A 14,691-nucleotide genomic window follows, 5' to 3' on the forward strand; every position below is an offset into this window, starting at 1 on the left:
CAGGGTCACTGCTCCGGTGCCTGGTTGAGTGCAGCCCCTGCTGCTCCGGTTAGCCCTTCGATAATCTCCCACTGGGCCCCGATGAGTTTCCACATACGCATCCACTGGGTGAGCTGGGCACTATCTGGCGGTGAGTGGTGCTTCAGCAGTGGTTGGTACAGATCGAGTGCGCGCTGAGCACAGCTCTTCATGGAAAAATCCCTGGCGGTACACACCGCCTGGTGAATGAGCTCCCGGCGCCCTCCCGGGGGGGTATCGTGCAACCAGTGGATGGCAGATACGAATTGTTCTATATCGTTGCCGGTAATCAATCGGCCATTAACACGGTCTTTAACTATTTCCCGTGTTCCATTGGCTTCCAGTGCAATGACCGGAATACCGCTGGCCATCGCCTCAGACAGAACTAAGCCCTGGGTTTCAGTGGTTGAGGAAAATACAAAGGTATCCATAGCGCTATACATGTCGCGCCGCGCTGGGCCGAGTACTTTTCCGGGCATGTGCAGACGGTGCAGCAGGCCCTGCTGGATGAAAATATTGCGCAAATCATCTTCCAGCGGCCCACTACCCGCCAGCAGGAAGTGGGCGTTTTCCCGATCGCGCATGAAGCGTGCCACAGCTTCGCACAGGAAGGGCAGGTTCTTCTCCTGGCCAAATCTGCCGAGGTGCCCCACTACAAATGCAGAGGATGGGATATGCAGTTGCTCACGGATGCCCCTGCCATCGCCGTCGCGATAGTCTTCAAGACGAACGCCGGTGGGTACCTCAGCGATGGGGGTGTTTACACCGCGCTCATGGAGTAAACGCACAACACTGAGGCTTGGAGCCAGCACCAAGGTGGCGAGATTGGCATAGCGGGTGGCGATTTCAATGGCGAAGCGTTTCACTACTTGGGAATTTGCCACCACATTGTGGGTGTAGTGCTCGTATAAGGTGTGGTGTGTAAATACCAGGGGCAGCTCGCGTTCGCGGGCAATACGCAGTGCCGTCAGTCCAAGCAGGAAAGGATGGTGGGAGTGGACGATATCCGGCTTAAAGGCATCAAGCCGCTCATTGAGGGCGAGGGAGAAGGGCAGGGCAAAAGAGAAGTCGCTGCCATTAAAGTTTTGTATCGCGTGAATTCGCAATACATGTTCCTCGCGGGCGACTTGTTGCGCGAACTCCGGGGCAATCACTAGCACATTGTGCCCGTGCTTGCGATACTCGTCGCTGAATGCTGATACCGAGTGCGCCACGCCACCGACGTGGGGCAGGTAGGTATTGGTTAACATCACTATATTCACGGATTTTTCAACTCCACGAAATCCATCCCCTCGCCAACCAGTGTGGGGGTAAAGCCAAGGGGGTTGATGGCGATGGCGGGTGGCTTTCCATACCACTCCCCCTTCCAGGATACTTTCGGGTTGGCACCGGGAGTAATCTCCAGGGAGATCACACCAAATCGGGTGGGGGCCGGGCCAAAAAGAATCGGTTTTGTAGCAGATGAGTCCCTGAGCCACTCCGGCGGCAGCCCGGATATCAATACCAGTGCATCCTGTTCTTCACGCACAAAACAGTTGCGCTGCATCGCCACCCATTCAGCTGCCGCCCAGGCGTGTTGGCCATCTCCCATGCAGCCGCCTAGGGAGTGGGGATGGATAGCTTCCGGCCACTGGCCGGTAGGGGAGGCGAGCTGAGCCACATTGCGCATCAGGTCCAGGCAACGTCGGTCACCGGCGCGCAATAACACTTGGGCGATGTGCAGGGTCAGGTAAGCGTTGATACCTGAGTGAATCATGTCCTGGAAAAAGCCGCCGCCAACGAAGCAGTTATCGATCAGAAAGTCTGCAAGATCAGTGAGACGGGGATCATCCGGGGAGTAAAGCTGTAGAGGATAGCCTGCGGCGATGGAACCAATCGCCCCCGCGTCCAGGCGCCGGTTGGGAGAGGCCGGCATGGCGGCGCGGCCGAGTCGCTTCTGTGCCCAGGCCAGGTTTTCATCGATGGTGCGCTGGAAGTCATTGGCCGCGGTATTAAATCGATGCGCATTATCGTCGATACCCTCCCGTGTACAGATCGCTGCGGCGGCAAGTAGGCCGGCCACCCCCCAGAAATCGTCCCAGTAGTAGCAGTCATTGGGGCCCAGGTGTTCGGCACTGAATCCAGCGGGCAGCAGACCCGCACAGGGGCTGCCATCCTGGGGCAATCGTTTTGCCATAATCCATCGTGCACCCTTAAGTACTGGATCGCACCAGGCCTGTTTGAGGGGTTTGTTGGTCAGTTGGCAATAGAGGTCGAGAATCCATAGGGCTTCACCGTTGGAGTCCCACTCGCCATCCTGTGAATGGAAGAAGCCGTTGCGTTTCTGTCTCTGGGGGAACTGGTCCAGTGCTCTTTCAGCCCGACTGGTGAGCCCGGCAAACAATAGAGATTGGATCATAAAGGCGGCATCCCGGAACCAGAAACGTTTGTAGGTATAGGGACCGGGATATACATCTTTGGGGGAGTGCAGTATCAAGGTGCGGATTGCCGAGTCGTAAAGGAATTGGAATTCCTTGTCCGGTACTTGCAAGGCACAGTGGCCCTTTAGGCTTTCCTGCCAGGTTTTTGGGTGAGATTCTCCCTGCGAATCTGTGTCCAGGGGAATAGCAACATCCAGCTTCAGGGGTTTGTGTCGCTCAACACGGAACATTGCGGCCGCCGTTGCCATGCCGACATCACACTCACCGGACATGCGGCCGTGTTCGTCTTGCAGATGCAGGTAGATATCCCCGCCGCGATAGTCGGATGCGAGATGTTTATCAACCGATTGCCCGAATTCGACGGCGGGCTTTTCCTCAATCAGCCAACGTCTGCCGCTCTCATCCAGGCGAACCTTGTGTACAAAGCTGACCCCTTCTGGATTGCACGGTCGCAGCACGACAAGTAGCCAACCACCGTCGCGGCAACTGACTGCAAGATCCATAACACATTGAGGTTTTCCTTCGCGGGCCTCCACCCGCACACTATTGCGCAGCTTCAGGCCCTTAAGTGCAGATTCGGTGATTACGGCGATGTTGTCGTCCAGTTCCTGGTGCTGCTCGCAATAGGTGAGACTGGAGGGGGTCAACGCATCGCCCGAATTACTGATCACCCAGGCATCGATAGACCAGCCATCGTAGTGTGGGGTGAGCAGTCCTCGTGGGTCTATAACCGGCAGTTCCTCGCAGTCCGGTAAGCCCACCGCAGTCCAGTTGCGATGGCTGAGATTGCAGTGGGTAATGGAGAATGCGCGGGGAATAAATGATTTGTCCCGCGGATCGAATTGGCGCTGAATCCAGTATGGCCATACCCAATCGAGGTTGTGCTGAATTACTTTGCTGTTGATCAGAGCGCGAGCATGAAATACCGCCCCTGCGCGCAGTAGCTCGATTGGCTCGCTTACCTCGGAAGGTTCGGCAAAACGCTGTAAATGCGCCATCAATGTCAGCGGATCGAGGAAACCATGAGCGGTGGCGAATCGACGTACGAAGAAGCGCCACGGGAGCCATTTCATCCAGGGCATTACAGGTCCTCTTCTTTCACGATTCTTTTTAATGCGCGCCGGGCCATGCGGGTCAGGCCAATCAGAGCGATCACAGCGAGCACAAAGCCTGTGATATACAGCGCCCATTGAATGGTTGTGCGCTCCTCTACTTTGCCGAGGGAAGTGAGGTCTGCAGCGATGGAGCCCACATAGACGTTGTGCAGCGTTAAGGGGATGATTCCCAATGTATTGCCCAGCACAAAATCCCTCAGCCGCACTGGGGTCAGCCCGAAGAAATAATTGGAGAGCTTGAACGGAAAAAGTGGCACCAAGCGAGTCAGCATGATCATCTGCCAGCCCTCGCGGCGGATCACCTCACCGATAGTGGCGGGCTTGATATGGGACATAACCCAGCGCGATGGGCGCTCACCAAAGAGGTAACGGGCGATCAGAAATGCGATGGTGGCACCGAGTACTGTGCCCGCAACCACCAGAACCGTGCCCTTAATGACTCCGAAAACAAATCCAGCTCCCATGGTGAAAATCACACCGGGCAGCAGAAAAATAATTGCCGCGGCCACAATTAGGATATATAGGAGGCTGGTTTGCCAACCGCGGTCATTTAACCATTGCAGCAGCTCTATCAGCCGCTCATCCAAGCCAAAATAGAAAATCAGGCTCAGCGCCCCGGCCACGGCGATCATGCAGATGAAAAGTACGACAATTGGAAGAAACTTCGCCGCCATAGAACTGCTCGGGGAACCAATAACAGGCGGTTTTGATTGCCGCCAGTTATTAGCCTAGCTAAAGGATAACGGCAGGTGGAACTTCATTATGGCGCTCGGGGGATGGACTAGGCATAGAAGTGATCTTTGCCGGGGAAATCCTGCGATTGGAGCAAATATAGAAAACGTCATCAACCGCAGAAACTTAATACAACCTCTTCCCATATCAGAAATTTTAATTGCGATAAGAAATATAAAAGAGCTTCGATAGGTTGGCGTTGCTATGGGCTCAACAGCTTAGCGCAGAGCCTGCAGCACATATACTTATTTGATCTTAAATAGTCTTGCGCATTGATCAGTTTTGTGCCGTTGCTGTTATAGGGGTGGTCGTTGTTTAAAGGCGGGTTTGCAATATGGATATTCCTCGGTGCTGCCTGGAGCTCTGCCCCTGAGCCTGTGTTGCCACTGAATGAGGCTGTGCAGACAGCGATACGAACCAACTTACGGGTAAAGGGCGCCGCACTGGAAGTGGATGAAGCCGGAGATATGGTCGAGGCACTCAAAACCCGCCGCTATCCGCGATTGGAAATGGATGCGGCAATTGACCGGAACCTCACTCGCCAAAGTTACACTTTTTCCAGGGGTAGTTTGGTTACAGACTCCCCGATAGGGCCCATTCCCCCTGATAATGTGGAGATCACGACAAAAGAGGGCACAACTAAAGTTTTCTCCGTGGGAGCCCGCCAACCGTTAACGCGCCTATATACGATTGCACTGGAAATATGTGAAGGGTATGTCAGCACCGATATGGCGGTGCAAAAAGTGCGCTTGACCCAGCAGGATGTCGCCTATTTGGTGAAATTGCAGTACTTCGAGGTGGGCAGAATTTTGGGGGATTTACAGGCAATTGATGAGTCGATCCTGTTTCTGAGTGCCCTCAGCGATCTAGTGCGTAATTATGTAGACCAACAAGTGGCGTTGGAGTACGAACTACTGGATGTGCGCGCCAGGCTTGCGCAACGTCAGTTGGAACGGCAGAGACGAGTTGATGAAATGATTACTGCCAAGGAACGTTTGAATGCGCTGCTTGGCCGGGATGTGGAGACACCATTTAGTATTGAGCATTTAAGTATCCCGCACCAAGTCGTATATGACACCAATGAATCCCTGGCATTGGCCTTTGAACAACGCGCCGACTTTACTGAATCCCTGCTAGCGATAGAAAAAGCAAATTACAGTTATGACATCAAGAAATCAGAATACATACCGGAAGTTGATCTGCACTTTCGCTATCTCAAACTTTTTGATGTGAGATTGATTCCTGATGCTGAAGCGTTTATCTCCCTGGATATGCGCTGGGAATTTTTTGACTGGGGTCGAAAGAGAGATGAGCTTGCCAGCCGCGCCAGCAAAATTGCTGGGGCTGAAGTCCAGATGGAGGAAGTTCGCAATCGTATAGAAATTGAAGTGCGTGAAAGCCTGAGAAAATTGCGCACTGCGTACGAATCAGTTGAGGTGGCGCGCGACCTCCAGGCGGCCTATCGGGAGAAAGTGCGTGTGATGATCAATCGTTACCGGGAACAGACAGCGCTTCTTACAGATGTGCTGGAGGCAGAAACTCAACTCGACAGGGCAAACAGTGATTACAACGGTGCAGTACTTTCTGTCTGGGGTGCTCTGGCAGAATATGAGAAAGCAGTGGGAGAAGCCTAGCAGTGATGCGTCTTCTCCCAGGCCTTCTTTTGTCGATTACTTTAATGGTGGCTTGTCACACGGAGCCGCCCACTAAGCACCCGACGCCTGTGCGAGTAATTGTGGCGCATACGGAACAGGGAACCTCTGGCTATCCATATTCCGCAGTAGTGCACCCTTATGATCAGGTTAATGTGGAGTTTCGTACAGAAGGGTATATTGAGGAAATTCCAACGCGTGAAGTTCTCGGGCAGGTTAGGAGGTTACAAGCGGGAGATTACATTACCAAAGGGGAAGTCCTGGCCAAAGTAAACGATGAACAATATCTGGACAAGGTGGTAGAGGCTGCTGCAGACGTGAGTAAAGCGGAAGCGGTCAGGCGCAAGGCAGACCTCGACTACAAGCGGGCTTCCGCTTTGTTCGCAACCGCGAGTATCACCGCACCCGATTATGATACTGCGAGAGAGGAATATGAAGTAGCCCAGGCTTCGGTGGTGGGGTCAAAGGCAAGTCTGGACCGAGCTAGAGAGAATCTTAATGATACGGTGCTACGCTCGCCGCTGACGGGCATTATTTTGCAGCGCAAGATAACAATTGGTTCCCTGGTTCGCACCGAAAATATAGGGTTTGTTGTTGCAGACACCTCTCGAGTGAAAGTGGTATTCACGGTCCCGGATGTTGTGCTTGTTTATACTGAGTTGGGTAAAGTTATTACAATGCGCACCGAATCACAACCAGATAAAGTCTTTACCGGAAAAATTACAGAAGTTGCGCCAATGGCTGAATCCCGTACAAGGGTTTTTGCCATTACCGTGACAGTTCCTAATCCTAATGCTTTGTTAAAACCTGGCATGGTCATGTCCTTGATATTGGACAAGATAAGGCCTCCTCCCAATCGTGTTGTCATCCCCCTTTCTTGCCTAGTGAAACACCCGTCAGGCAGGGAAGGGTTCGCTGTCTTTGTGCTTGAACTTGATCAGGAGGTTCTACGAGCAAGGTTGCGGAGAGTCGTCCCAGGGCCAGTGCTGGGCAACAGCATAGTCATCCTACAAGGGCTGACTATGGGGGAGCGGGTGGTATCGAATGGAGCGGCGCTCTTACAGGATGGTCAGGCGGTAAGAGTCATGCCGTAAGAGGGATTAGCAATGGCGGTTAGGGATGAAAAAACCAGGGAGGAGATTCTTGAGGCGGAGAGCGAGCACCGTTTCAATACTGCACGATTTTTTGTAGATAATCCTTCCATCTCTTGGGCGTTGTTAGTTGGCGTCATCTTTTGGGGTTGCTTTGCCTACTTGAAGATGCCAAAGAGCAAAGATCCGGATATTCCAGTTCGCATCGCTATGGCGACAACCAAGTGGCCCGGACAAAGTGCGATTGCGGTAGAGGAACTTGTTACCCGTAAAGTGGAAGATGCCGTTGCCCAAAGTGAATATCTTTATCAGCCAAATGCGCGCTCATTCGGTTTAAAGTCCTTGACACTAAATGGTATTTCCATGGTGCAGGCTCAACTTGCACCTCACACTGATGTTACCAAAGCCTTCAATGACCTGAACTTAAAGATAATTGATGTTCAAAATCAATTACCTCCGGGAACAGAATCTACTCAACTTAATACGGAGTTTGGTGACACTGCAGCAGTGCTGCTGGCAGTGGCCAGTCCCAGAGCAGATCCTATTGAAATTAGCTTACGTGCAAAAAATATAGAGAAAGCACTGGCAGAAGTTCGGGCTGAAAATGGGCAGCAAGAACAATCTGATCCATTGAGGATCGCAGGGGAGCGAGTCAGTATTGTGGCGGCCCTGCCACTCTCTGTTCAAGGCATAGACTCTACTGCTGCCATGCGAGTTTTTTCTGAGTGGCTGGAAGAGCAGGGGTATGGGGTCGGATTTAAGATTCTGCATGGAGCTGGCTACATCGGAGTTGATTTCACATCCAGGAAGACTGATGAGCAATTGGAGAGAGCACAAGAAATATTCCTTAATGAGCGATTGAGTGCTCAAAGGTTTTTTCCCGATGCATGGGAGCCTTTTATTGTGCGAAATATTAACAATACCCTTGAACGACTTACTGCAGTTGCTGGCGCAAAGTACAGTTATCGAGAGTTGGATGATTTTTCTGATCTGATCGCGGCAAATATCCGCAATATCCCCCAAGTTAAAAGAGTATTGCGATCAGGTGTATTACAGCAGCAGGTGGAGCTGATTTATTCTCAGGAACGACTGGCATCATATGGTATTCACCCCGACATGATTGCGCCAATATTAAATGCGCGCAATACGACAATTCCGGGCGGTACGCTAACGGTAGAAAACATGGATGTCGCTATTATGCCCAGTGGCGACTTTACCAATATAGAAGAAATCGCCAATGTTCCCGTCACCCTCAGTGAGGAGGGAACGCCGGTCTATTTACGCAGTCTTTTAGACGTAGCTATGGGGTATCAGTCTCCCCCAACTCTGTTGAATTACTATATCAACGCCTCCGAAGATGGCCGTTGGCAGCGCCATCGTAGCATAAATTTGTCCGTACAAATGCTTGAAGGTGAACAGATAGGTCAACTGGGCAGAGCATTGGACAAAGTGTTGCAGCAGGTACAAGCCGAATTGCCTCAAGATCTGATAGTAGAGCGCGTTTCAGATCAGCCGAGACAAGTGAGGGAGAGTGTCAGCCTGTTCATTGAGGCTCTGATTGAGGCCATCATCTTGGTGGTGATTGTTGCATTTGTCGGGTTTTCTGATTGGCGCTCAGCTGTACTGTTAATGATTTCGATCCCTATCACCCTGGCGATGACATTCGGATTTATTCAATTTATGGGAGTGGATATCCAGCAAGTCTCCATTGCCGCTCTAATTATTGCCTTGGGGTTACTGGTCGATGATCCTGTAGTGGCTGGGGATGCCATCAAGAGACAAATAGCCAATGGTAAGCCTTCATTCATTGCCGCTTGGTTGGGGCCTACACTTCTTGCCAAAGCAATTTTCTTTGCAACCTTGACCAATGTGGTAGCTTATCTACCGTTTCTCTTACTAACAGGTAATCAAGGAGATTTCTTACACAGCCTGCCAATTGTAATGGCCTGTGCATTGATCGCATCCCGAATAGTTTCGATGACTTTTTTGCCGTTTATCGCCAACTTGATTTTACGCCCTCCTAAACGAGCCATTCCACCTTTAGAAGTCAGGCGAAAACAGGGTCTTACGGGTCTGTATTATCGAGTAGCAAGTTGGTCCATTGATAACCGAAAAAAGGTTCTACTTGGGGCGTTGATCATCCTCGTGCTTGGTTTCACACTAAAGACTCAGTTGAAAAATGCATTTTTTCCGGATGATGTGCAATATCTTTCTTATGTGGATATCTGGCTACAAAATGATGCAAGCATCAATTCTACAGATAGTGTAGCCCGTCAGGCCGAGAATATTATCAGGGAAACAATAGAAAACTATCAAAAAGAAACAGGAAAAAACCGAGAGGAGTCTATTCTGCAAGCGATGAGTACTACTGTTGGGGGGGGAGCGCCACGATTTTGGTTTACCGTTAATCCGCAACAACAACAATCTAATTATGGACAGATTATTATACGATTGAGTAATAAGAATTTTACTCCGGAGTTGGCTCCACTAATTCAGGAAGCTTTATCTAAAAATATAACGGGAGCCTACTTGGATGTGCGGCAACTGCAAACAACACCGGTAACATACCCGTTTGAAATTCGCGTCTTGGGTCGGGTCACTACGGGCTCGTTAGAGGAAGAAAGAGATATTCAGACTCTCCGTAAATTTGCTGGAAAAGTCGAAGAAATAGTCGGTCAATCCCCTTATGCCCGAACAGTACGGCAAAATTGGGGAGGAGAGAGTATGATTCTATTCATGAATGTTCTGGAGGATCGAGCTGCGATATCTCACGTAACTAATGAGGATATTGCCTTGTCATCATCGAGCGGTATAAATGGTACAGAAGTAGCCACTCTGCGCCAAGGTGATAAGGAAATTCCTATTGTCTCGCGGCTTCGCCTGGATCAGAGAGGACAACTTCAAGATATTAATAATCTCTATGTTTTTTCCTCCATTAGTAAGGTTAGAGTGCCTCTGAAACAGGTGGCGACTACAAGTATTAACTTTGCGACGGAGAGAATACATCGCCTAGAAAAATTCCGTACCATATCTGTATTTGCTTTTCCCTATGAGGGCTTTGTTTCTTCTGACATTATGGGTGATATAGCTGATAAGTTGAAAGAGCTAGAGAAAACGCTACCTAGCGGGTATCAACTACAAATCTCTGGTGATTCAGCCAATGCCAAACATGGGTTTCTCCAGTTGTTGATGATTCTCGGCGTTTCCTCCAGTGCAATCTTTCTGGCGCTCGTATTTCAATTCAGTAATTTGTTAAAGCCACTAGTGGTTTTTGCCACTGTGCCACTCGGAATGGTGGGCGCTCTGGTTGCGCTTTACTTAACTGGCCAGCCTTTTGGCTTTATGGCCTTTTTGGGAATTGTCAGTCTGGTGGGGGTGATAGTCAGCCACATCATTGTACTGTTCGATTTTATTGAAGCACGCCACGCTGCCGGAGATGCTTTTCGTGACGCTCTTCTTGATGCCGGTATTTTGCGCCTGCGCCCCATCCTGATCACTATTGCTGCCACCACCTTCGCTCTGATACCACTGGCTTTCCATGGCGGGCCTTTATGGCAACCGTTGTGCTTTGCTCAGATTGGTGGGCTGATCCTGGCAACCTGTGGAACTCTGCTTTTAGTACCAGTACTTTATACCACGATGGTGGTTGACTTGAAGTGGATTAGATGGAAGGAGCGTAATGTGAAAAGGGATGACAGAACTGAGGGACAAGCCAGGGCTTAGCAGAGCACCTGTTATTGTTGGATGTGGGAGTATCGAGTGGCAGTGGTATTGTCATTTGAATCCACGCATCTATAGCATTGATGACTATGGTTTTTCCAGCTATCTCGATTCCGTAACTGAGGAAGTCTTAATGCGTCTACTAATGAAAATACTGATTCCGGCCAAACAGGGTGATATCGCTGTCGCTGATGAGTCTATGCCTGCAGTACTGAATGCCTTTATCGCTGCAGCAGACCCTGAATCTTCCTATTTTTACTTGGAAAATGGAAAGCGTGCAGCAATTTTTATTTTTGAAGAAAAGCGCCAGGATAAGCTGATGGCATATAATGAAAAATTTTTCGCCAAGCTGGATGCTGCAATCTGGATTACACCAGTACTTAACCACAAGGAACTGCAAAAACACTTATAGATGAAGTGGTAAAAATACCGCTGGCAACCCTGGGTAGGATTCTGTTGAGGAAATACTTGACGTCTATACTTGAGGGTTTAGTTCCCAAACAAAGAATGTGTTTGAGCGGCCAGATGTTAAATAATCCTGCTGTCGCATCCTGAAAAAGTATCTCGCCAATTGATGGGATACTATTTTCACCACTATGACCACAATCATAGTGGTAAGCTTTCCCTGTGTAGCATAAAGCGGCTAAATATTAGTGCAGTCTAGGAAACTTGGGACTTAGCTGGATTGTTAAGCCGGTTGGAGTCCAGAAACTCTTTTATCGGCAGTCGATAATTTCTACTAACTTTCACTTTTGCACCACTGCTCATTGTTAGAAAGTACTCGCCCTTACTTAGCACTTTGATATGTTGAATAAAATTCAGGTTCACTAATGTAGATCTGTGGATGCGCTTGAAGTTGTTTGGACATAGTTGTTTTTGGAGGTCCTTTATGGTGCTGCGTAGAACATGGGTTTCACCTTTTGCATGCACGCACATGTAGTCGCCAGCTGCATCTATCCACTCAATATCTAATTGATTTACCATAGTGATGTTGCCACGGTCTTTGATGGCCAGACGACCGGAAGAAATTGTTCTGCCGACATCTTCTTGGGAGTGGGTGACTTGGCAATCGGAAGCTTCAATTGAATTTAGTAGTCTGCTCTTTTCTGCTGACCGACTGTTATGGGCAGCTGAACCCAGCTGTTTCAGGCGTTGACGAGCGCGCTCCAAGGCAATCTGTAGGCGGCTACCATCTAAGGGTTTTAGTACATAGTCCACTGCATGCACTTCGAAAGCTCTAAGGGCATATTGATCGTATGCGGTGGCAAATACAATGAGTGGCATAGTGTCACCTTGCAGGCGGCGTACTACATCAAAGCCATTCATGCCGGGCATCTGTACATCCAGAATCAGGAGATCCGGCGTGTATTCGAAAACTGCTTGTAAGGCTTCACGACCATTTCGACAGCAGGCGACAATATCTATTTCTGTGAACTCCTCAAGCATACTTTTCAGCAGGCGCAATGCGAGATGTTCATCGTCCACCAGCACGACAGTGAGTTTACTCATAGGACTTTTTCCTGTGTTAGGTCAGCTGGCTGGGTGGAAAATTCCAGCGGAATATCAATACGAACCAACATGCCGCAATCGGGACTTTTACACTGTTCGATATAAAAATCTTGTGGGTAAAGATTAGATAAACGATCCCGTACGTTTTTAAGGCCAATCCCTGTAGATGTGACTGTGCAATAGCGTTCTTCGGAATATTCGCTGGTACAGCCTGTATCATCTACGCAGAGTATCAGGCGAGAGCCAGCTGCTTTAGCGTGTATCCTTATCGTTCCCCCCAATTCATTAGGCGCAATAGCATATTTAACTGAATTCTCTACGAGTGGCTGTAACAGCATGCTGGGTACATGGGCTTGGCGGATTTCTTTATCGACAGATAGGTCTACCGTCAGACGATCGGTAAAGCGGGTCTTTTCTATTTCCAAGTAAAGTAGGACTGCCTCGATCTCTCTCTCAAGCTTGACTTTTTGCATCGGCCCTTCTTTTAGTGACAGTCGCAGGAAATCACTGAGACGCACTACCATTTCTCTTGCTTTGTCGGCCTCCTCAAAACGAATCAATGCATTAATAGAGTTGAGAGTATTAAATAGAAAGTGTGGATTTAATTGGTAGCGTAGCATCTTCAGTTGTGCTTCATTTGCCACCGCTTCAGCTTGAACTCTGCGCAGTTGCTCGCGTTCGTTGATCGCTGCTATATCACGCATTTTCTGGTGTTCATCCTGAAGCAGGATATGATATTTTACTCCACAGTACAGAGCACTCCAGAATAAATATACGAAAAGAGAAGCATAATACCAGCCGCCAAACTCCGACCAGATGGAATGCTCACCGCTTAGGCGGATATAGGCTTTCATTCGCACCAGTGTCCAGATTCCGGAAATTACTCCAACTGCGAGTAAGTAGATAACAGTGCGTATAGCTAGGTCTGCTTCCCAAGCAACATCAAAAATTGGCTTGAGAAATAGTGACAGGACAAAGGCAATGGCGCACTGGTAAATCGTATTCGCTGGTTCAAATTTAGGCCACTCCGTTGGGGATTCCCACAAGGTTAGGGATAGAAATGTAACCAAGAGAATACCTGTCCAGCTAATCAGCTGTAACTTCCAAAACCATCGAGCTGACTGAATGTCAGTGCTAAGACTCGCATGTAGACAGGTCGAATACTGCATGGGGTCCCGTATATTTAGTATTGTGAAAAGGACGGGAGAGACGCTGACGACTTATGGTCGTGTTCTTTGTTCTTCAGAAGATACTACCGTGGCTGGACGAGCCCTGCTAGAGGCGCCGAGGGCTAAACTTCCAGTTCATCCAAAAAAAGGTCCTATTTATCTGATTTTGAGGTGATTCATTGAATAATCTTCGGAGCTCTGAACTCTTATCACAACTTTATTCAAATTTGGCCACCTTTTTTTGGTCAAGATATGAGCATGGCACATAAATAGCGCCCCACTTTACACTGCCAAATTCCGGGCGGCGAGCTCTTATGAGCTGTTGACGCCCTACCAACAAAAGTCGTTGCAAAAGATTCTGCTCTGCAGTCCTGTATATCATGATAAAAGTTATATAAAGTCTGGAAATACAGGCAGTCTGTGGCTTGCCTATTGTGGCTCTTATTGCTGCCGCGATGATTTTGACGCAGCCAATTACAGTTGGATCAATCTTCGTTGTTTGGCTGTGTAACGCTATCAGTTCTCAATCCTATTCAATGGCATACTGTTTAGACTGGGACAGCATACCAGTTAGAACAGGGATGTATTTTGTATGACCATTGTCGAGAGGCTATTATCTGCCTATTGCAGGGCTGGGCTTGCTGGCAATGCTGATATGCCAGCACTCATTTTTGGCTCCCTAACTATCTTGTTGCTACATAGTGTATTACGAGGCTTGTTCTCTCGCTATACGCTGAGGCGAATGTATGATTGTTATTTATTCAGCCGTTGGAGTCTGTCTATCAGGTTTATTAAACTTATTCATACATATTTTGAGATCGATTTTCGATGTATTCCTCGCATTAACGAGATGAAATAAGTTTGTAATTTCGGATCTACAGTAATGTAGTCTTTAAATGGCGCCATTTAAAATTATTCAGCTTGAGCTTGGTCAGTTGATTGTTGGGCATCTCTATAAATTCGGAGATAAATTTACGAATTATTGGAGTGCTATTTTATGGTTGAGTTTTAGTTGTAAAACTGAGCTTATTCGATAAATATTGATAGTTAGTGTGTTTTATAGTAATTCCAAGTAAAACTCATATCCATTTTATCCCACTCTTCATGCTGCGGGCGCAATTCGACTGTATAAACTGACAAATCGACGCATGTTGTAAACCAAATTCATCATGCCAACCTTAACATTGGCGCGCGCAAGTCCTATAGTTCGAACGAACATTCCTCCCTGTTCATTTTCCATAGAACCAAATACATGCTCAACTCTG

At 48.8% G+C, this 14,691-nt stretch carries 9 protein-coding genes and 1 pseudogene; 4 read left to right on the plus strand and 6 right to left on the minus strand.

Annotated elements, in window-relative coordinates; genetic code table 11:
- Nucleotides 1-5: 5 nt before the first annotated feature.
- Genes ACCI49_RS16890 through ACCI49_RS16900 form a run of 3 tightly spaced genes read right to left on the minus strand, consistent with a single transcriptional unit; the run spans nt 6 to nt 4,227 of the window.
- On the minus strand, nt 6-1,280 hold the full coding sequence (locus ACCI49_RS16890; RefSeq protein ID WP_371840284.1) for a glycosyltransferase: 1,275 nt from the start codon (nt 1,278-1,280) through the stop codon (nt 6-8).
- Nucleotides 1,277-3,520 (minus strand): hypothetical protein, encoded by a 2,244-nt coding sequence (locus ACCI49_RS16895; RefSeq protein ID WP_371840285.1) that lies wholly within the window; start codon nt 3,518-3,520, stop codon nt 1,277-1,279. The genes ACCI49_RS16890 and ACCI49_RS16895 overlap by 4 nt, the downstream gene beginning before the upstream one ends.
- A complete protein-coding gene (locus ACCI49_RS16900; RefSeq protein WP_371840286.1) occupies nt 3,520-4,227 on the minus strand; it encodes a TVP38/TMEM64 family protein in 708 nt (235 codons plus the stop codon). Before ACCI49_RS16900 ends, ACCI49_RS16895 begins: the two co-directional genes overlap by 1 nt.
- A gap of 369 nt (nt 4,228-4,596) precedes the next feature.
- Here ACCI49_RS16900 and ACCI49_RS16905 point away from each other — a divergent pair, with 369 nt between their 5' ends.
- Genes ACCI49_RS16905 through ACCI49_RS16920 form a run of 4 tightly spaced genes read left to right on the plus strand, consistent with a single transcriptional unit; the run spans nt 4,597 to nt 11,160 of the window.
- Nucleotides 4,597-5,919: a TolC family protein gene (locus ACCI49_RS16905; protein WP_371840287.1), complete on the plus strand. Its 1,323-nt coding sequence runs from the start codon at nt 4,597-4,599 to the stop codon at nt 5,917-5,919.
- A gap of 5 nt (nt 5,920-5,924) precedes the next feature.
- Nucleotides 5,925-7,031, plus strand: coding sequence for an efflux RND transporter periplasmic adaptor subunit (locus tag ACCI49_RS16910; protein WP_371840292.1), 1,107 nt, complete (start codon nt 5,925-5,927; stop codon nt 7,029-7,031).
- Between the two features lie 12 nt (nt 7,032-7,043).
- On the plus strand, nt 7,044-10,751 hold the full coding sequence (locus tag ACCI49_RS16915) for an efflux RND transporter permease subunit (protein WP_371840288.1): 3,708 nt from the start codon (nt 7,044-7,046) through the stop codon (nt 10,749-10,751).
- The gene (locus ACCI49_RS16920; RefSeq protein WP_371840289.1) at nt 10,720-11,160 is read left to right on the plus strand and encodes a hypothetical protein; all 441 of its coding nucleotides are present in this window, start codon (nt 10,720-10,722) and stop codon (nt 11,158-11,160) included. Before ACCI49_RS16915 ends, ACCI49_RS16920 begins: the two co-directional genes overlap by 32 nt.
- 248 nt (nt 11,161-11,408) lie before the next feature.
- Here ACCI49_RS16920 and ACCI49_RS16925 read toward each other — a convergent pair whose 3' ends face one another.
- The 3 genes and pseudogenes from ACCI49_RS16925 to ACCI49_RS16935 form a co-directional block, all read right to left on the minus strand.
- Nucleotides 11,409-12,257 carry a LytR/AlgR family response regulator transcription factor gene (locus ACCI49_RS16925; RefSeq protein ID WP_371840290.1) on the minus strand — a complete coding sequence of 283 codons (849 nt, stop codon included), beginning with the start codon at nt 12,255-12,257 and terminating at the stop codon, nt 11,409-11,411.
- Nucleotides 12,254-13,327, minus strand: coding sequence for a sensor histidine kinase (locus ACCI49_RS16930; protein WP_371840291.1), 1,074 nt, complete (start codon nt 13,325-13,327; stop codon nt 12,254-12,256). The genes ACCI49_RS16925 and ACCI49_RS16930 overlap by 4 nt, the downstream gene beginning before the upstream one ends.
- 1,201 nt (nt 13,328-14,528) lie before the next feature.
- Nucleotides 14,529-14,691: pseudogene (locus tag ACCI49_RS16935) on the minus strand (IS5/IS1182 family transposase); the annotation flags it as partial.

This window comes from Microbulbifer epialgicus, from assembly GCF_041447265.1.
Classification (GTDB): domain Bacteria; phylum Pseudomonadota; class Gammaproteobacteria; order Pseudomonadales; family Cellvibrionaceae; genus Microbulbifer; species Microbulbifer epialgicus.

Excerpts from the sequence above, each read along its gene's own strand:
- ACCI49_RS16895 (WP_371840285.1), bottom strand. The coding sequence starts at position 3,520 with ATGCCCTGGATGAAATGGCTCCCGTGGCGCTTCTTCGTACGTCGATTC.
- ACCI49_RS16900 (WP_371840286.1), bottom strand. The coding sequence starts at position 4,227 with ATGGCGGCGAAGTTTCTTCCAATTGTCGTACTTTTCATCTGCATGATC.
- ACCI49_RS16910 (WP_371840292.1), top strand. The coding sequence starts at position 5,925 with ATGCGTCTTCTCCCAGGCCTTCTTTTGTCGATTACTTTAATGGTGGCT.
- ACCI49_RS16915 (WP_371840288.1), top strand. The coding sequence starts at position 7,044 with ATGGCGGTTAGGGATGAAAAAACCAGGGAGGAGATTCTTGAGGCGGAG.
- ACCI49_RS16920 (WP_371840289.1), top strand. The coding sequence starts at position 10,720 with ATGACAGAACTGAGGGACAAGCCAGGGCTTAGCAGAGCACCTGTTATT.
- ACCI49_RS16925 (WP_371840290.1), bottom strand. The coding sequence starts at position 12,257 with ATGAGTAAACTCACTGTCGTGCTGGTGGACGATGAACATCTCGCATTG.